Raw genomic sequence first — 17302 nt, 5'->3', positions numbered from 1 at the left:
TCAATATTGCTCGCACGATTATCAAAAACTGCTCAGAAAACATGGCTTCAAAGCTTCCATGTCAGGCAAAGGAAATTGTTATGATAATGCCGCTGTTGAAACCTTTTTCAAATCCCTGAAAGCCGAATTCATCTGGCGGATGAAGTTGGAGACAAGAGAACAGGCAGAAAAAGTCTTGTTCAGATACATCAATCGATTTTACAATCCCAAACGTCGTCATTCATATCTGGGAAACATAAGTCCGATGCAGTTTGAATTAAAGGCCGCCTAAATGGAGAAGGTGCTCTCCAGTTTTAGGGGACGGGTCCAAGTCAAGACAGCTACATTTTGGTATTAGGGGGCTTTGTCAATAACCTGAAACCCCGTTTGTGTTCAAACGAGGTTTTTCTTTCTTACGACATCACGAAAAACGCCCCGAAAACAGGTTCGGGGCGTTTATATTCGTATCTCTTGGATACGCGCACGTCATGGATAAGAGTGCGTCATTTTTAAAAATTCTATTTGATAGGTAAGTATCTCGTTAGTTAAGCGACAGGACGGAAATTTCGTCTTTCACTTTGAGTTTCTGTCGTTTGAGATCGTGTATGAGCGTGTCGTTCGGATGAGGTCTTATTTCTTCTGCTTCGATTTTATGTTCCAAATCTGCGTGCTTGGATTTGAGAGATTCAATTCGGTCTAGTACGCTCATTGCGGACAACCTCCCTATGGCAGTTTTAAGATAGTTTTATGATACATAAATTAATTTGGTAAGGCCAGCGTTGTCTGTCAATCCCTGCCGATTTTTCATTCATCCCCCAAACAAATACCAAGCCCGCGCGCCGTATGAACCAGCGTGCCGGAAACATCAATATTATTATAATGCGACACAACGTCTTCCAAGGCGACATCCACGACTTTTCGATGCTGCCATGCAACCATTCGATTGGTCTTTCCCTGCGCTAGTAAATCAACCGCGCTAACACCGAAGGCAGAGGCAATGACACGATCACGCATGGCCGGTTTTCCGCCGCGCTGAACATGGCCCAAAACGGTGACCCGCGTTTCCGCCCCGGTCATTTTATAGAGCTGTTCCCCAATCACATGACCGACACCGCCATAATTAAAACGCCCTTCATCATTTTGCTTCATCACCGGTTTACCATCTGCGGCCTTCACTGCCTCGGACACGACAATCAAAGCATGGCTACGATGTTCGTGTTCATAAATATGGCGAATTTTCGCGGCAACCTTTTCCATATCGTAGGGGATTTCAGGTACAAGAATTACATCCGCACCACCTGCAATACCCGCATGTAACGCAATATGCCCGGCATCGCGTCCCATGACCTCCAATATCATCACCCGGTGATGCGATGCAGCGGTGGGATGCAGACGGTCCAGCGCATCCACAGCCACATTGACCGCCGTTGTAAAACCGATGGAAAATTCTGTACAAGCCACATCATTGTCAATGGTTTTGGGAATGCCGATAAACGGAATATTGCCCCGTTCGCAAAGCTTGTTCAAAATCTTCATGGACCCATCACCGCCCACCCCGATCAGGCCGCATAAATCCAGTTCGCGGAAACCTTCAATAAATTCTGCCGAGCGATCTTTGAGGCTGCCGTCTTTCATAGGATAGGCAAACGGGTCCCCTTTATTGGTTGTTCCCAAAAAGGTACCGCCTTGGCGCAACAGCGTCCCGCTGAATGTTTTATGATCCAGCACTTCCGCATCAACGGGGGTGGAGATCAAGCCTAAAGTCCCGTTGTGGATTCCGACAACCTCCCAGCCATACCCTTCGATTGCACGGCGTGTCACCGCGCGGATAGCCGCATTCAATCCGGCACAATCGCCACCGCTTGTTAAAATTCCGATGCGTTTTTTACTCATCCCAATTCCTTTTTTGTTATCTGCGCCAAATTATATGCTATATTCAAATCTAGAGACTTAACAAACACATAACAAGTCGGGAAAGTCATGTCAGAAACCCGTGAGCTGAAAATCAAGCTGGCCATTCTGCAAACCGAACATAGGGATTTGGACGATGTGATCAACCGCATGGTCCTGACGCCGCCTTATGACCAATTGCAATTGCAACGCCTTAAAAAAAAGAAACTGACCCTGAAAGACCAGATCGCCAAGCTTGAAGCCTTGATTGTGCCTGATATCATAGCCTGACAAAACGTTTGTGCAGGTCTTTATCGGCTTCGTTCAAAATGACATCGACTTTTTCACCGACATGCAAACTGTGCAGGCCGTATGCGATTTCCACGTCCATGACACGCCCATCAAACAGAATTGGGCCTTGCTGAACCTGTTCAACAAGATGGTCAACTTTCGTCAAGGATGCTTCAAAATCGCTGAGCGTCAAGACGATACCAAAACCATCCCCGCCCAATGTACCGATGCGATCCGTTTCGCGCAAATGCCCGCTTAAAATTTCCGCAACCTCCCGAATAACGGTATCGCCCGCCAACAGGCCTGCCCGTTTTTTTATCTCGGCAAAATTTGCGATTTGAAAATACACAAAAGTCGCGCTGCTGATCGTCTTCCCAATCCGAGTAGTCATCACAGATATATCCCGGCACAAGGCATGGCGTGTCAAAACCGGTAAATCCATATGACGATCCATTGCACTGGAAAGTTTTTCATCGAAACTATGCGTCATCGACAGCTCTTCGCGCAGATGATCCACTTCCTCCATCAAGGATACAATGGCCTCACTCACCGCCGGGGTCAGTTCATCTTGCGGAATATTCATAAAGGACGTCACATCGTGAATAGTGCGTTTAACCGGTGGGTATTTATGCCGCCCTTTAAAACTGCCATAGGACGGCCGCCCCCCGGATTGACCGGACTGCCCGCTATAAGGTTTCAACGCGTCTGTCGCTTTAATATCGTCAATCGGCATAACACATACCATTTCAAACATTTCAGATATTTCATAATACACTGAAAACGTTGAAAAATCTTAAAAACCTTGCGATTTGGGCCGACATACATATAATACGCCCCTTTTTTACGGTCTTGTGCAAGGATGAAGACTATGGATAGTGCTGTACCTTCTGTTGGGATCATCATGGGAAGCCAATCGGATTGGCCGACAATGAAGCTGGCTGCCGATATGCTGGATGAAATGGGTGTTTCATACGAAAAACGCATTGTTTCTGCACACCGCACACCGCAACGCCTTTATGATTACGCCACCACGGCAAAGGCACGCGGACTGCAAGTCATTATCGCCGGGGCCGGTGGTGCCGCCCATCTGCCCGGTATGGCCGCTGCCATGACGCCACTGCCCGTTCTGGGCGTGCCGGTTAAAAGCCGTGCATTGAACGGTCTGGACAGTCTTTATTCCATCGCACAAATGCCCGGCGGCGTTCCTGTTGGTACATTGGCAATCGGGGATGCCGGGGCGAAAAACGCAGGCATTATGGCCGCCAGTATCATTGCCTTGCAAGATGACGATGTTGCCGCCAAACTGGATGCGTTTCGCGCCCAACAAACCGCAAGCGTTGCAGAAGAACCCGTCGATTAAATAAGGATCATTCAGGTTATGGCTGAACAAAAACTTCTGCCACCGGGCAGCACCATCGGCATTATAGGTAATGGTCAGTTGGGACGTATGACGGCATTGGCCGCTGCGCGTCTGGGCTATATGTGTCACGTCTTCGGCCCCGGTCAGGACAGCCCGGCGGAACAGGTGGCGCACAAAGCAACGGTTGCTGAATATGATGACCGCGATGCCTTGGTCTCGTTTGCCGACTCTTGTGATGTCGTCACCTTTGAATTTGAAAACATCCCGCACGAAAGCGTTCAGTTGCTGAGCGAACACGTCAATGTGCGACCAAGTTGGAACTGCCTGCATCTGTCTCAGGATCGTTTGATTGAGAAAAACTTCATCAATGACTGCGGCATCGATACGGCCCCCTTTAAAGGGGTTGATAGTCTGGATGATCTGGAAAAGGCCGTCAACGAACTGGGCCGCCCCAGCATCCTGAAAACCACACGCATGGGATATGACGGGAAAGGCCAAGCCTTGATCCGCCCGGAAACCGATCTTGAAACGGCTTATGCCTCCATGTCAAATGCCCCCAGTGTTCTGGAAGGTTTTGTCGATTTCCAACGCGAAATCTCGGTTGTTGTCGCACGCAGTGCCTGTGGTCAATGGACAGCCTTTGAACCGGCTGAAAACAACCATGTCGATGGTATCTTGGATACCTCCACAGTCCCGGCACATCTGCCTGACGGATTGATCGAAGAAGCTGTTCGCATTGCCGTTACTTTGGCTGAAAAAATGGATCTCATCGGCTTGCTTGCCGTTGAAATGTTCCATACCAAGGACGACCGTTTGATCGTCAATGAAATGGCTCCGCGCCCGCACAACTCCGGTCACTGGACGCAAGATGCCTGTTATTCCGATCAATTTGAACAGTTTGTGCGCGCTGTATGCGGTTTACCGCTGGGGTCTGTGGAACGCCGCAACGACCTGATTATGAAAAACCTGATCGGTTTTGATGTGGAAAAATGGCCGGATTATTTGAACGAACCGAATGCCAAACTCCATCTCTACGGCAAATCCTCCACACGGCGGGGGCGCAAAATGGGGCACGTCAATTTTGTTTATCCCTTAGGGGAATTACCAAAAGAATAAATATTAACCTCAAGGGGCATTTGATTTGCCCCTTGGGATTTTACACTGCCATATCTTTTCGTTCAATCATAGACATAATGACATAGGCAGATAGTGCCAAGGCGAAATATCCGCCAATCAAAGGCAGCAACGTCTGGTCATAAAATTGACCGACCAACGCGCCCAGCGACATGGAAACAAAAGTTGTTCCTGCCCCAATGATCGATGAGGCAATACCCGCAATATGACCGACAGGTTCCATCGCCATTGCATTGGCATTGCCGAACAATATCCCCATAAAGAAGAAAATTGACGCCATTGACACCATGAACAACACAAAAGACGGGTGCCCGGACGTGAAATAGAGATAAAAGAAAAAGCTGCCACTGCTGAGGATCATGGCGATCAAGGCAAACTTCATCATGGAACGCATGCCATATTTCACGACCATCTTGCCATTAACGATTGATGCCGCCCCAACAAAAAGCGCCAACATCCCAAAATAAAGCGGGAACAATTCATCAATCTGGAAAATATCGGCATATAACAATTTGGCCGTATTTAAGTAAGCGACCAAACAGGAAAAAGCCAAGCCCCCAACAATCATATAGCCACAAGAATATCGGTTGCCCAATGTGAAACGCGCCCCTTGCAGGATCGTTACAAGACTAAACGCTGTGCGTTTTTCCTGAGGATGCGTTTCGGGTTGTCGTAAGATTAACCAAACGAGTGCGACAAAAGCCAACAAGGCAAACAGGAAAAAGATCGCATGCCATGTGCCGAACACCAAAATCCCGGCGCCAAGTGCCGGTGCAATGGCAGGCATAATAATAAAAATCGAAATCACAAACGACATAATCCGCGCCATTTCACGACCAGAATACTGATCACGCACCAATGCAATAGAGATCGTGCGCGGCCCGGCAACACCGAAGCCTTGTAAAAAACGTCCCCACAATACAATTTCATAAGTGGGTGCAAAGGCGGAAACCAATGCCCCAACAATAAACAAGATTAAACCGATGTAAGTTGCAGGCTTACGCCCAATGCTGTCGGAAAGCGGGCCATAAAACAATTGCCCAATCGCCATGCCCAAAAACAGAACGCCGACCAGCAATTGCAACCGATTTTCATCAATAATGTCGTAACTGGCCCCGACCGCATGGAATGCGGGGAGAATGGCATCAATCGCCAGCGCAACCAGCGACATTAAAAAAGCCATTAACGCGATAAACTCGCCCGTATGTTGATTATGTGTTTTCATGGACCGGGTTATAGTCCTTTGTGACACAAAGAAAAGTGAGAAATCTCACAAAGTCAGCGTTTTATCAGCCCATTCGCCATTTGACGTCCACCCAGCTTGCAAAACACATCTTCCAGTTTGGAAAATATCTTCTTTCTGGTTTTTACGGCATTGACCACATCAATTAAACGGCGACGATAAAAAAGAATGGTTTCTTCCTGATTTTCAGAATCGTCATTCAACCAATAAACCATTGTTGCACTATAAACAGCAGCTAAAGAAGCCCGTTTGGTATAATAGTTGAAATCAACCGCATCATCACCGCACCCCCACCACATCTCGTCCACAGCTTTCCAGACGACCTGCACACCTTGGGGCGCATGTTGGGGCATGGCGTAATAGGACATGGCCTTGCGCACCGCTTCACGATAGGGGGCTTCAATCGCCAGACGAACCCGCATGGCGATTTCCAGTCGATGACCAATTCCTTTTTCACTTAAATCCTGATCAACCAATTCTGTAGCCATACGGCGATTTATATAATCTGCGAAATGGGCAAGGATATCATTGACCCCATCAGGAAACGCGCGCACGGCCATTGATGCATCAAACCCGGCTTCAATCGCACCGGATTCAATAACTGCGTCTGTCCATCCGTCAAACACCACATTGGGAAGTGTTGCCAGCAAAATGTCGTCTTTTACCTTGATGTCCTGCACCGTCTTATTCCTGATTGATTGCCTTTTGCATTTCCTCAACATAGCCGAATGTCGACAGGTCGTCCATACGTTGCGGATAAAGAATTCCATCCAAATGATCATATTCATGTTGCACGACACGGGCATGAAATCCGCTGGCTTCGCGCTCAATCAAAGTCCCATCCAGACCAAAACCACGATATTTGATCTGCGTAAAGCGATTGACCTTGCCCGTCATGCCCGGCAATGAAAGACATCCTTCAAAGGCTTCGTTCATATCATCCCCAAGGGCTTCAATCTCGGGATTGATCAATACAGTCAAGGGCAGGCCGTCTTCAATGTGCGCATCACGACCACGCGGCACATGAAAGATCATCACACGTAACGGCACATGCACTTGTGGGGCAGCCAACCCCGCCCCGTTTGCATCCTGCATCGTTTCAATCATGTCCGCGACAAGACGTGCAATTTCCGGGGCTTGAATGTCTTTAACTTCGGCAGCTCTGGCCCGTAAGACCGGGTGCCCCATTCTGGCAATTTTTAGGATCACGTATCACACCTGTTTCTATTTAAGAACTTCATCTAGGATGGACATAAAGTGGGGTAAATTAATCGGTTTTGTCAAATAACGATCAAAACCGGCGTCCTGTCCCTTGCTGATCGTATCCGATAGTGCATCTGCACTTATGGCAAAGACAGGCAGGTCTTTTACCTTTTCCAGAGCACGAATTTCACGAACAGCCTGAAAGCCATCCATCCCCGGTAAATTGATATCCATCAGTACCAGGTCAGGTTTCTGGGCCTGCAACATGGTTAAACCGATTTCCGCCGTATGTGCAGAAACCATACGTAAATTTGGAATACAATCCACAATCCCCGCCATCAAAGACAGGTTTGACGGATTATCTTCCACATACAACATTGTATAGTGAGTTTGGGGGGCACAAACCGACCGTCCATCGACTTGTTGCATCTGATCCGGGGGGGCATTCGATTTTTCCGGCGTAACAGACTGCGGGAAATCCAGCCAAAACGCGCTTCCCTCACCATAATTGCTTTCAAAGCCGATACGTCCGCCCATTTCTTCCAGTAATTTTTTTGTCAGAACAAGCCCGATCCCTGTGCCTTCAATCACGCCGTCTTGCCCCGCAGCCCTTTGGAAAGGCTGGAATATTTTTTCTTTATCGCTCTCGCGAATACCAATGCCATTATCGCGTATTGTCACCCGCACAAAGCCGTCAGATGTCTCCATCGTATCAATCCAGACGGTACCGTTGGCCTGATTATATTTGGCCGCATTGGACAAAAGATTCAGCAAAGCCTGTTTCGCCCGTAGCGCATCCGCCCAAATCAAGGGCAGGCCGTCAACAGAACGATCCTCAATCTTCACATTATATTTTTCAGAAAAAGCAGACGCATAAGGCAAACACATATCAATCAGATTTTTCAGATCAACATCTTCGGCGATAATTGTGAGTTTACCCGCTTCAATTTTCGACAAATCAAGAATTTCATTCACCAATTCCAGCAAATGTTCCCCGCCAAGACGAATGTGCTTCAATTGCATCAATTGCCGCTCAGTCATATTTGCTTGACCGTTGTTTTCCAACAACTGCGCAAAGCCCAAGATCGCATTCAGCGGGGTTCGTAACTCATGGCTCATATTTGACAGAAAGTCTGATTTTGCACTGTTGGCACTTTCTGCTTCTTTTACTGCAAGACGCAAGGCTTCTTGCGTCTCGACTTCTTGTGTCACATCCGACCCGGCGCCTATGTACCCCTTGAACACACCACCATCATCAAAAAGGGGCTTTCCCTTAATTTCGATACAAACCCTGTCTGCACGGCGACCTCGCACCCAATAACGAATGGAAAAGGGTTTATGATGGTTCAAAGATTCAAGATGTTGCGACCACACCTGCGAGACATCCGGTATCTTCATTTGATTTTCAACAATCTCCAACCGGCTGTTCCCTAAAACCTCCTCATGCGTCAGGTCGAACAGCTCATAAAAACGTTCCGAGATGAACGTCACTTTATGGTTTTCATCCGTTTCCCAGAACCAGTCAGATGCGGCTTCCGCCACATTGCGAAACCGCTGTTCGCTTTTCATCAAATCTTGTGTACGTTCATCAACCAGCATCTGTAGCTGATCGCGATGTTCCTGCAGTTTTTGTCCTGCTTTCTTCTGTTGCGTCACATCAATGACCGTACTGAGAATAGCTTTTTGCCCCTTCCATTCAATCAGGCTATTGATGGATTCAAGGGTGATAACTTCACCGCTTTTGGTCAAATAATCTGCAACATGGTGTGTATCAATCTGCTCACCTCTTTCTTTTGCCAAGCGATATTCATACAGACGTTCACGCTCATAAGGGGCGATCATCTTTTCTACCGAACCAACGGCTAAAAATTCTTGCGCACTGTCATAGCCGCACATTTTTACCAACGCCGGATTTACAAATACAAATTCCCAGTGACGATGGATGCAAATTCCTTGAATGGACCCTTCCACCAAATTTTGAAAATCAATTTGAGCTTGCTTTTTTCCCGTAATATCCAGCCCTGTCCCCCGATATCCCGCAAACTCCCCTTTCTGGGTCCAAATCGGTTGTCCACTCAGGCTAATATGGCGAATGCCACCATCCGGTCTCACCCATCGCGTTTCAAAATCGCAATAGGGTTCATGGCGTTCCAACTGTTTTAAATGCGCCTGCCACTGCGGCGTTGACAGATCATGCTGCCTACCGTGAATTTCACGCCGTGTATGCCCGATAATCTGCGCTGGCCTCAGGCCCAAAACATCTTCGACTTTACCGCTTAGATAAACAAAACGGTTATCGGGGTCGCTTTCCCAGAACCAGTCTGCGGCCGTATCCAGAAACATTTCATAACGTTCGATACGATAACGTTGATAAAGATCATTCAGGCAAAAGTTTAAGGATTTTTCGATGGCATTCAGTGCTGTCTCCGACACGTGCGCCGTGCTGGAAATCTCCAGATTAAAGTTAACACCGCCTTCTATATGTAAATCGACATTTCGAACATTCTCGATCGGGTGAGAATCGTAGCCCACTTGCAAAACGATTCCACCGGTTGGTTTGCTGATAACAATCCCCACTTTAAATGCTTCTGCCAACTGCAAAGCATATTCTTTGAATTCCGATATATAATTTGTGGGTAAATCCATCCAGAAACTCTCATTGCCGCTTGATACAAATATAACAGAAAAGTTTCAAAAGCCGACAAATATTCTACACACTGATAAAACCCTTTACGTCAACGCTTTCATATGGTAGAGACCCGCTTCCTTTTACATGAGATGAAAAAGGACCGGGATTTTGGCCCGGATGTTATTTTTTATAAGGAGGCCCTGACCATCGTACAGGTAGTAGTTCGCGACAATAATGTCGACCAGGCACTGAAAGCACTGAAAAAGAAAATGCAGCGCGAAGGCGTTTTCCGTGAAATGAAACTTCGCCGTCACTTCGAAAAGCCGTCTGAAAAGAAAGCTCGTGAAGATGCAGAAGCTGTACGCCGCGCGCGTAAGCTGGAGCGTAAGCGTCTGGAACGTGAAGGCTTCTAAACAGCTTCCCTGTTAAAAGGGATGATTGTTTAACTGACTATTTTCTTCCAACACATGTCATGCCTGATCATGTGTTCGGTTTATATACTACTTGAAAGGTGGTGATGTGGGCGGTTGATTTGTTTTGACCAAGACGAAACGAATCGTGGCTCATTATACCCAAAAAAAGGCGAAGCGCTTGATAGCAGCTTCGCCTTTTTTCTTGCCCCCCGGCCTCAAACTTTCTGTATATATCCTTTATAAGCCTGATCGGCATACAGAATATGCGCTAACAACCAGCTTTTTAAAAAGTCATGGATATTCTGCCCAATTGCCCCCAAGGCACCGTCGCTGGTGCGAAAACTTTCTTTGGCAGACTGCAACCAATCGCGAAATTCATCATGCTGGCGCATATGGGAATCCAAATCAGGATAGGCCCCCGCCTTCATCTTTTCTTCTTCGTCTGCAAAATGTTCGCGCACATAAATGTCCAACTTTTCAAACGTCACCGACATGGCACTCGCATCCATATCCTGATCATCCAGACGGTCAATCAAAGAAAAGATTTCCTGATGTTGGCGATCAATTTCCGCATCGCCCACACTGTATTCATCACTCCAAACCAAGCGTGTCATTGTTCCCGCCTTGATATTTCAGGTGGACCTTTATACCAACTTTTTAGTGAAACACGCTTGACCCTGCTCAAGTCCTAAATTGCAGTAAAAACATCCTGCATATTCACGACCGTACAATATTCGCCATCCAAGACGGACAAATATAGTTGATGAACATCTTCTGCCGCCCATTCCTTCCCCGTACGGTCAACCACTGGGACGGCCGTGCAGGCATCGGCGACAAGATAGGTTTCAAACCCCAGACAGCCTGCGTGACGCACCGTTGCATCCACACTGTTATGGGTGACGACACCACAGACCAACAGCTTCTTGCACCCTTCCATTCGCAACATGGACCCTAGTCCCGTTCCGATAAAGGCACAATTGACTTCTTTTTCGATTATGATCTCACCCGGTAAGGGGGCAGTTTCCGGTTTAAAGGCATTGGTCGGCGCATGCGTATGAAAGGTCGAGGCCGGATTGGCCTCGTTATGTTTGATATGAAAAACAGGCCACTGACGCGCCCGCCACAGGGTCAGCAAGTCGAGAATACGGGTTTCATAGGCCGGATTGTTTTTACCATCCCAAACCGGTTCATCAATTGCCTTTTGCATATCAATAATCAAAAGTCCGGTTTCGTTATCAAGTTCCATATCGCGCTTGCCCCATAATAAAGAAAAGGCCGCTTCCATCGGGAAGCGGCCTTTCACTATAGACGTTTGAAATCCCTTTCGCCAAGAGGCGTTGCGATTTCTTTTGCCTTTTTGGCTTACTTAATACTTTGCAGCAACGTGTCCAGTGATGCTTTCGCATCGCCATAGAACATGCGGGTGTTTTCTTTATAGAACAGCGGGTTTTCGATACCGGAATACCCCGTCCCCTGCCCCCGTTTGGAAACAAACACCTGCTTGGCTTTCCAGCATTCCAGAACCGGCATCCCGGCAATGGGGGAGTTCGGATCGTCTTGTGCTGCCGGGTTTACAATATCATTGGACCCGATAACAATCGCCACATCGGTTTGCGGGAAGTCTTCGTTGATTTCATCCATTTCCAGAACGATATCATAAGGCACCTTGGCTTCCGCCAACAAAACGTTCATGTGACCGGGCAGACGACCAGCAACCGGATGAATGGCAAAACGAACTTCTTTGCCTTTCGCACGCAGACGCTTGGTCAATTCAGATACAGACTGTTGTGCTTGCGCAACCGCCAGACCATAGCCCGGAATGATGATGATGCTATCAGCATCTTCCAATGCAGACACGACACCATCAGCATCAATGGCAATCATCTCGCCTTCGACTTCCATCGCCGGGCCACCGTCACCGCCGAACCCACCAAGAATGACCGATACGAAATGACGGTTCATCGCCTTACACATAATGTAGGACAGAATAGCACCACTGGACCCAACCAGCGCCCCTGTCACGATCAACAGATCGTTGCCCAGTGTAAAGCCGATTGCCGCAGCTGCCCAACCGGAATAGGAGTTCAACATGGAAACCACAACCGGCATATCGGCACCGCCAATGCCCATGATCAAATGCCAACCAATGAAACCGGCGATTAAGGTCACCAGAACCATTGTCCAGATCCCCGCATCATTGCTGAACATAATACCAAGGATCAAACAGGCCAGTGCTGCCGTTGCGTTCCAGACATGGCCACCGGGTAACTTGATCGGTTTCCCGTCGATCTTACCCGCCAGTTTACCAAAGGCCACAACGGAACCCGTAAAAGTGATGGCCCCGATAAAGATACCGAGAAAGACCTCAACCTTTAAAATAGAAATCTCAACAGCGGTTTTATGCGCCAGTTTCAAGGCAAAACCTGTCAACACTTCACGGGCGGCTTCATCCATCCCCAAAACGGATTGTAGTTCCAATTCCGCGTTGAGGCCGATAAAGACAGCAGCCAAACCCACAAAGGAATGGAGTGCAGCAACCAATTGCGGCATCTCGGTCATTTGCACCTTACCGGCCACATACCAACCGATCACGGAGCCAATAACAATAGCCGGGATCAACCAGCCCAAACTGCCTGCGGTAAAGACGGTCATCAAAACCGCAACCGCCATACCAACGATACCGTACCAAACGGCGCGTTTCGCTTTTTCCTGATTTGAAAGTCCGCCCAGAGAAAGGATAAACAAGACGGAAGCTGCAATATAAGCAGCGGTCAAAATACCATAAGTCATTGTTTTATTTCCCCTTAAGACTTCTCAAACATAGCCAGCATACGGCGGGTGACAAGGAAGCCCCCAACGATATTGATCGAAGCAATCAAGACAGAAATCGTCGCCATGATCACAACCAGTGAACTGCTGGACCCGATCTGCAAGACCGCCCCCAAAATCACAATCCCTGAAATGGCGTTGGTTACCGCCATCAACGGCGTATGCAAAGCATGGGAGACATTCCAAATAACTTGGAAGCCGACAAAACAAGACAGTACGAAAACGATAAAATGGTTCATAAAGCTGGCGGGTGCATAAGCGCCAACAAGCAACATCAACAAACCACCAACGCCCAGCATAATCACCTGTTTCTTCGTTGCGTCTTTGAAGTCGGCAATTTCTTTTGCGCGTTTTTCTTCCGGTGTCAGTTGTTTGACCTCCGGTTTCTTTTGCGCCGCAATCGCTTTGACTTTCGGCGGCGGGGGCGGGAATGTGACCTCGCCTTCAAACGTCACCGTGGCCCCACGGATGACATCGTCTTCCATATTATGATTAACCTGTCCGTCTTTTTCCGGTGTCAGGTCCGTCATCATATGGCGGATGTTTGTGGAATAAAGGGTCGATGACTGGGCCGCCATGCGTGATGGGAAATCTGTGTAACCGATAATCGTGACACCGTTTTCGGTGACCACTTTCTCGTCCATAACAGTTCCTTCAACGTTGCCGCCGCGCTCTGCCGCCAAATCAACGATAACAGACCCTGTTTTCATGGCTGCAACCATATCGGCCAACCACAGCTTAGGCGCTTCGCGGTTGGGGATCAGGGCTGTTGTAATAACAATATCGACTTCGGGGGCCAATTCGCGGAATTTGGCAAGCTGGGCCTCACGAAATTCAGGGGAAGAAACCGATGCATACCCACCTGTTGCGGCACCATCTTGTTGTTCTTCTTCAAAATCCAGATAGACGAACTCTGCCCCCATTGATTCAACCTGCTCGGCCACTTCCGGGCGCACGTCAAAAGCATAGGTAATCGCCCCAAGCGATACAGAGGCACCAATTGCAGCAAGACCGGCGACACCCGCGCCCACAACCATAACCTTGGCGGGTGGCACTTTACCGGCAGCCGTAATCTGGCCTGTAAAGAAGCGACCAAAATTATTCCCGGCTTCAATAACCGCACGATACCCGGCGATATTTGCCATAGAGGACAAAGCGTCCATTTTTTGCGCCCGTGAAATACGCGGCACCATTTCCATCGCAATAACGTTCGCACCGGCTTCTTTTGCCGCTGTCATACCTTCTTCGTTTCCGGCCGGATTGAAGAAGGAAATCAAGGTTTTCCCCTTAACAAGGTACTTTAACTCGCGCGTTTCCGGCTGGCGGACCTTGGCGATAATATCCGCCTTTTCCCACAGGCCTTTGGCTGTTTTAATGACTTCGACACCCGCTTTTTCATAAGCTTCGTCAGAAAAACCGGCCATAACGCCTGCACCCGATTGAATGGCGCATTGATATCCCAGTTTCTGAAGCTGAAGAGCGGAGTCAGGAGTCATCGCGACCCGCGCTTCCCCCTTAACGATCTCTTTCGGTGTCCCGATTATCTGTCCGTTTTCCATGTATCCTCACAGTTCTTGGTCCTTCCCTGACGGAAGATTTCTCAACACATTTTATTGCGTTGTGTCACTCGCACGCGCAGCAAAAAGTATTTTTGAGGGTTTCCCCTGAACAATTAGAGCGTAACCTTCCCCAGTCTCCCAACTGGGAAACCAAAAATAAGATACGCGAAATTCATTTTTTAGTCCCGCTTTTATGCCTTGGTCATACCAATACCTGCAACCCCTTCATTTAAACAAATGTAATTTTAGTTGCGCATCGCAACATTTCATCATTCTAATTTACAGGTTCAATCGAGCCATAAATCAAGGGATCATCAGCCCTTACAGGGCGCAGAAAACGGGGATTTTTTATGCTGCTGCGCAGCATGTTGGTATGACAACTCGCTAAAAGTTACTGTGACTTAATTGCAACAGCATTCGGATTCGGTCTCGTGAGGATAAAGGTTGCAGTTGCAACCATAATAACTGTAAGTGAAACAATCACATATAAATTTTCACTTATCAGTAGGGAGAATCCAACGGATAGCGCCATGAAACTGACCGAAACAATTTTGGCTTGCCGGGAAATCGCCCCCTGATCAAACCAATTGCGCAGGTGATGACCAAACCGGGGATGAGTGAACAGCCAGCGCCGTAGCTTGGGAGAACTTTTACTAAAGGCCCACACAGCGACAAGTAAGAACGGGGTTGTCGGCAGAAGGGGAAGCATGACGCCCACAAACCCCAGCCCGGTAAAAACCCAGCCTATTGCTAAAAATATATGGCGTTGACTGTTCGTGCTCATGTTTTTTATTTGGGTGTCTCCACCCGGCTTTCAACCCGAAAAAAGCGCTCTAAGTATTCTTACAAAGTAAATTCACCTAAAAAACGGGCAAAATTATGACATGAACGACCTAATTGACTTTCAGAGACGTCTGCATCGTGATCTGTGACAAGGTTTGCGCCCGACGTTGACCTTCCCGTCCCAAAATCGTCGGCGCATCCACCCCTCCCAATTCTTCATCCAAGGACGGGGAAAGATCACCTGCAGCCAGCAAGGCATAATAACGCCCACAACACACCCGCAAAAACGATGTGAAATTTCCCAGATCATGTTCGGCATCAATCGATTCATGGTAAAGTTTGGTGATCAATTGATTAACCGTCATCGCATCCCGATAGGCAATTTCACTTAATGTTTGCCAAAAGAAGTTTTCCATGCGGATACTTGTTGCCACACCATCTATACGCAATGATTTCGACTGACTGAGCCAAAGATCACTCTCGGCCCCAACAAATAACTCACACATGGAAAACTCCCGTCTCTTTCATTTCGATTTAGAATAACGCCATAAACTGCTTTAACCAATCCGGATGGGCAGGCCAGGCCGGTGCGGTGACCAAATTCCCGTCAGTAACAGCTTGCGTAACTTCAATATCGGCATAGGTACCGCCTGCCTGTGTAATTTCAGGTGAGCAAGCCGGATAGGCTGAGCATGTACGACCAGATAGAACACCGGCGGCACTCAACAACTGTGCCCCATGACAGATCGCAGCAACCGGTTTATTGGTTTCAAAAAAATGTTGAACCATCCCCAGAACAAGGGGGTTCAAACGCAGATATTCCGGCGCGCGTCCACCGGGAATGACCAGTCCGTCATATGAGGCAACATCCACCTCATCAAATGTCGCATTCAGTGTAAAATTATGCCCACGGTTTTCCGAATAAGTTTGATCCCCTTCAAAATCATGGATCGCCGTTGCCACATGATCACCAGCCTTTTTATCCGGACAAACCGCATCCACCTGAAAATCACACGCCATAAGCGCCTGAAACGGCACCATTGTTTCGTAATCTTCGGTAAAATCACCCGTAATCATCAATAACTTTTTACCCATTGTAAAACCTCCATTTTTATCATTCAGGTTCGCAACAGTATCAAAAAAACTATGATTGCGGGTATTACAGGAATACCACATTCCATAAAAAAAGCGCGCACTCCAAGGAGCCACACGCTTTTCTGTAAATTGTCTAAGTTTCCTGACTAGAACGGAATTTCATCATCCAGATCACCACCCGGAACACTCCCGCCGGAATTCCATTCCGGTCCGGTGCTGCCGCCTTTCGGATCAGCGGAACCGCCAAACCCACCGCCAGCAGTGCTGCCCTGACCGTAATCGTCACCACCGCCGTAACCGCCACCGGCGCCTTCGCCGCCACGACTGCCCAACATGGTTAATTCACCACGGAAACGTTGCAGGACAACTTCGGTTGTGTATTTTTCAACACCGCTTTGATCCGTCCATTTACGGGTCTGAAGGGCACCTTCCACATAAACTGTGGACCCTTTGCGCAAGAACCGTTCAGCCACATCCGCCAGACGTTCGTTAAAAATAACAACGCGGTGCCATTCCGTACGTTCACGACGTTCACCGGATTGACGGTCTTTCCAGCTTTCAGAAGTTGCCAAAGACATATTGACGATTTTCGATCCATCGTTGGCAAAACGCACTTCAGGGTCACGCCCGAGATTACCAACCAAAATCACCTTGTTTACTGAACCCGCCATTGGAACTCCTTGCCTTCTATACGGTTATTTAATGTTGGGCTGACAATACATAAATCATCTCGCGGATGCGACTCAAATCTTGTTTCATTCTTACCACATTTTACGAAATTAAGCTTCTCCCAATCTCTTCCTTTACAGTTTTTACCCATTAACACTTTACTTAGGACGCAGTTCGAACTATTTCTAAACCTTCCAAATGTTCTCCTTTTGATCTTTTTAGGCA

At 47.9% G+C, this 17302-nt stretch carries 20 protein-coding genes; 5 read left to right on the top strand and 15 right to left on the bottom strand.

All coding sequences use genetic code 11. From position 1 onward, the window contains the following. Positions 1-271: IS3 family transposase (locus IEW74_RS11045; RefSeq protein WP_188664855.1), on the top strand; the 271-nt coding region annotated here is incomplete at its 5' end. A 249-nt stretch (positions 272-520) separates the two neighbouring features. Here the strand turns inward: IEW74_RS11045 and IEW74_RS11040 are convergent. Both IEW74_RS11040 and IEW74_RS11035 read right to left on the bottom strand, forming a co-directional pair. After that, positions 521-688, bottom strand: coding sequence for a YdcH family protein (locus IEW74_RS11040; RefSeq protein ID WP_188664852.1), 168 nt, complete (start codon positions 686-688; stop codon positions 521-523). A gap of 95 nt (positions 689-783) precedes the next feature. Next, the gene (locus IEW74_RS11035) at positions 784-1872 is read right to left on the bottom strand and encodes an ATP-dependent 6-phosphofructokinase (RefSeq protein WP_188664849.1); all 1089 of its coding nucleotides are present in this window, start codon (positions 1870-1872) and stop codon (positions 784-786) included. Positions 1873-1959: 87 nt separating this feature from the next. Between IEW74_RS11035 and IEW74_RS11030 the strand changes: the two genes are divergently transcribed. Further along, positions 1960-2160 carry a DUF465 domain-containing protein gene (locus IEW74_RS11030; protein WP_188664846.1) on the top strand — a complete coding sequence of 67 codons (201 nt, stop codon included), beginning with the start codon at positions 1960-1962 and terminating at the stop codon, positions 2158-2160. Here the strand turns inward: IEW74_RS11030 and IEW74_RS11025 are convergent. Continuing rightward, a complete protein-coding gene (locus IEW74_RS11025; RefSeq protein WP_188664843.1) occupies positions 2150-2914 on the bottom strand; it encodes a GGDEF domain-containing protein in 765 nt (254 codons plus the stop codon). The genes IEW74_RS11030 and IEW74_RS11025 overlap by 11 nt on opposite strands. Before the next feature lie 114 nt (positions 2915-3028). On the opposite strand from IEW74_RS11025, the gene purE reads away from it, so the two are divergent. Together purE and IEW74_RS11015 are read left to right on the top strand one after the other, a co-directional pair. Further along, complete coding sequence (gene purE / locus IEW74_RS11020; protein WP_188664840.1) at positions 3029-3520, top strand: 5-(carboxyamino)imidazole ribonucleotide mutase; 492 nt, start codon at positions 3029-3031, stop codon at positions 3518-3520. An 18-nt stretch (positions 3521-3538) separates the two neighbouring features. After that, positions 3539-4636, top strand: coding sequence for a 5-(carboxyamino)imidazole ribonucleotide synthase (locus IEW74_RS11015; protein ID WP_188664837.1), 1098 nt, complete (start codon positions 3539-3541; stop codon positions 4634-4636). Between the two features lie 40 nt (positions 4637-4676). On the opposite strand, the gene IEW74_RS11010 is transcribed toward IEW74_RS11015, so the two are convergent. Genes IEW74_RS11010 through IEW74_RS10995 form a run of 4 tightly spaced genes read right to left on the bottom strand, consistent with a single transcriptional unit; the run spans position 4677 to position 9746 of the window. Continuing rightward, positions 4677-5879, bottom strand: a complete 1203-nt coding sequence (locus IEW74_RS11010) for a multidrug effflux MFS transporter (protein WP_188664834.1) — start codon at positions 5877-5879, stop codon at positions 4677-4679. A 53-nt stretch (positions 5880-5932) separates the two neighbouring features. After that, complete coding sequence (locus IEW74_RS11005) at positions 5933-6577, bottom strand: COQ9 family protein (RefSeq protein ID WP_188664832.1); 645 nt, start codon at positions 6575-6577, stop codon at positions 5933-5935. Positions 6578-6581: 4 nt separating this feature from the next. After that, positions 6582-7106 (bottom strand): peptide deformylase, encoded by a 525-nt coding sequence (def, locus tag IEW74_RS11000; protein WP_268233806.1) that lies wholly within the window; start codon positions 7104-7106, stop codon positions 6582-6584. 15 nt (positions 7107-7121) lie between these two features. After that, positions 7122-9746 carry a hybrid sensor histidine kinase/response regulator gene (locus IEW74_RS10995; protein ID WP_188664830.1) on the bottom strand — a complete coding sequence of 875 codons (2625 nt, stop codon included), beginning with the start codon at positions 9744-9746 and terminating at the stop codon, positions 7122-7124. Positions 9747-9878: 132 nt separating this feature from the next. Between IEW74_RS10995 and rpsU the strand changes: the two genes are divergently transcribed. Next, positions 9879-10142: a 30S ribosomal protein S21 gene (rpsU, locus tag IEW74_RS10990; protein ID WP_188664864.1), complete on the top strand. Its 264-nt coding sequence runs from the start codon at positions 9879-9881 to the stop codon at positions 10140-10142. Between the two features lie 215 nt (positions 10143-10357). On the opposite strand, the gene IEW74_RS10985 is transcribed toward rpsU, so the two are convergent. From IEW74_RS10985 to ssb, 8 genes are all read right to left on the bottom strand, one after another. After that, positions 10358-10756, bottom strand: coding sequence for a bacteriohemerythrin (locus IEW74_RS10985; RefSeq protein WP_188664828.1), 399 nt, complete (start codon positions 10754-10756; stop codon positions 10358-10360). Between the two features lie 74 nt (positions 10757-10830). Then, complete coding sequence (locus IEW74_RS10980) at positions 10831-11445, bottom strand: cysteine hydrolase family protein (protein WP_229734324.1); 615 nt, start codon at positions 11443-11445, stop codon at positions 10831-10833. 59 nt (positions 11446-11504) lie between these two features. Continuing rightward, complete coding sequence (locus IEW74_RS10975) at positions 11505-12932, bottom strand: NAD(P)(+) transhydrogenase (Re/Si-specific) subunit beta (RefSeq protein WP_188664826.1); 1428 nt, start codon at positions 12930-12932, stop codon at positions 11505-11507. Positions 12933-12946: 14 nt separating this feature from the next. Further along, positions 12947-14530: a Re/Si-specific NAD(P)(+) transhydrogenase subunit alpha gene (locus IEW74_RS10970; RefSeq protein WP_188664824.1), complete on the bottom strand. Its 1584-nt coding sequence runs from the start codon at positions 14528-14530 to the stop codon at positions 12947-12949. Between the two features lie 391 nt (positions 14531-14921). Further along, positions 14922-15314, bottom strand: a complete 393-nt coding sequence (locus tag IEW74_RS10965; protein ID WP_188664822.1) for a YbaN family protein — start codon at positions 15312-15314, stop codon at positions 14922-14924. Between the two features lie 109 nt (positions 15315-15423). Then, the gene (locus tag IEW74_RS10960) at positions 15424-15819 is read right to left on the bottom strand and encodes a ribbon-helix-helix domain-containing protein (RefSeq protein WP_188664819.1); all 396 of its coding nucleotides are present in this window, start codon (positions 15817-15819) and stop codon (positions 15424-15426) included. Between the two features lie 28 nt (positions 15820-15847). Continuing rightward, entirely contained in the window at positions 15848-16408 is a 561-nt protein-coding gene (locus IEW74_RS10955; protein ID WP_188664817.1) for a DJ-1/PfpI family protein, read from the bottom strand. Between the two features lie 146 nt (positions 16409-16554). Beyond that, positions 16555-17079 (bottom strand): single-stranded DNA-binding protein, encoded by a 525-nt coding sequence (gene ssb / locus IEW74_RS10950; protein ID WP_188664815.1) that lies wholly within the window; start codon positions 17077-17079, stop codon positions 16555-16557. Positions 17080-17302 lie beyond the last annotated feature (223 nt).

Origin of the sequence: Terasakiella brassicae (genome assembly GCF_014641495.1) — a bacterium.
Classification (GTDB): Bacteria; Pseudomonadota; Alphaproteobacteria; order Rhodospirillales; family Terasakiellaceae; genus Terasakiella; species Terasakiella brassicae.
Note: the sequence above shows the minus strand (reverse complement) of the source record. Positions and strands in the feature narration are given on the sequence as shown.

Excerpts from the sequence above, each read along its gene's own strand:
- IEW74_RS11040 (WP_188664852.1), bottom strand. The coding sequence starts at position 688 with ATGAGCGTACTAGACCGAATTGAATCTCTCAAATCCAAGCACGCAGAT.
- IEW74_RS11035 (WP_188664849.1), bottom strand. The coding sequence starts at position 1,872 with ATGAGTAAAAAACGCATCGGAATTTTAACAAGCGGTGGCGATTGTGCC.
- IEW74_RS11030 (WP_188664846.1), top strand. The coding sequence starts at position 1,960 with ATGTCAGAAACCCGTGAGCTGAAAATCAAGCTGGCCATTCTGCAAACC.
- IEW74_RS11025 (WP_188664843.1), bottom strand. The coding sequence starts at position 2,914 with ATGTTTGAAATGGTATGTGTTATGCCGATTGACGATATTAAAGCGACA.
- purE (WP_188664840.1), top strand. The coding sequence starts at position 3,029 with ATGGATAGTGCTGTACCTTCTGTTGGGATCATCATGGGAAGCCAATCG.
- IEW74_RS11015 (WP_188664837.1), top strand. The coding sequence starts at position 3,539 with ATGGCTGAACAAAAACTTCTGCCACCGGGCAGCACCATCGGCATTATA.
- IEW74_RS11010 (WP_188664834.1), bottom strand. The coding sequence starts at position 5,879 with ATGAAAACACATAATCAACATACGGGCGAGTTTATCGCGTTAATGGCT.
- IEW74_RS10995 (WP_188664830.1), bottom strand. The coding sequence starts at position 9,746 with ATGGATTTACCCACAAATTATATATCGGAATTCAAAGAATATGCTTTG.
- rpsU (WP_188664864.1), top strand. The coding sequence starts at position 9,879 with ATGAAAAAGGACCGGGATTTTGGCCCGGATGTTATTTTTTATAAGGAG.
- IEW74_RS10985 (WP_188664828.1), bottom strand. The coding sequence starts at position 10,756 with ATGACACGCTTGGTTTGGAGTGATGAATACAGTGTGGGCGATGCGGAA.
- IEW74_RS10975 (WP_188664826.1), bottom strand. The coding sequence starts at position 12,932 with ATGACTTATGGTATTTTGACCGCTGCTTATATTGCAGCTTCCGTCTTG.
- IEW74_RS10970 (WP_188664824.1), bottom strand. The coding sequence starts at position 14,530 with ATGGAAAACGGACAGATAATCGGGACACCGAAAGAGATCGTTAAGGGG.
- IEW74_RS10965 (WP_188664822.1), bottom strand. The coding sequence starts at position 15,314 with ATGAGCACGAACAGTCAACGCCATATATTTTTAGCAATAGGCTGGGTT.
- IEW74_RS10960 (WP_188664819.1), bottom strand. The coding sequence starts at position 15,819 with ATGTGTGAGTTATTTGTTGGGGCCGAGAGTGATCTTTGGCTCAGTCAG.
- IEW74_RS10955 (WP_188664817.1), bottom strand. The coding sequence starts at position 16,408 with ATGGGTAAAAAGTTATTGATGATTACGGGTGATTTTACCGAAGATTAC.
- ssb (WP_188664815.1), bottom strand. The coding sequence starts at position 17,079 with ATGGCGGGTTCAGTAAACAAGGTGATTTTGGTTGGTAATCTCGGGCGT.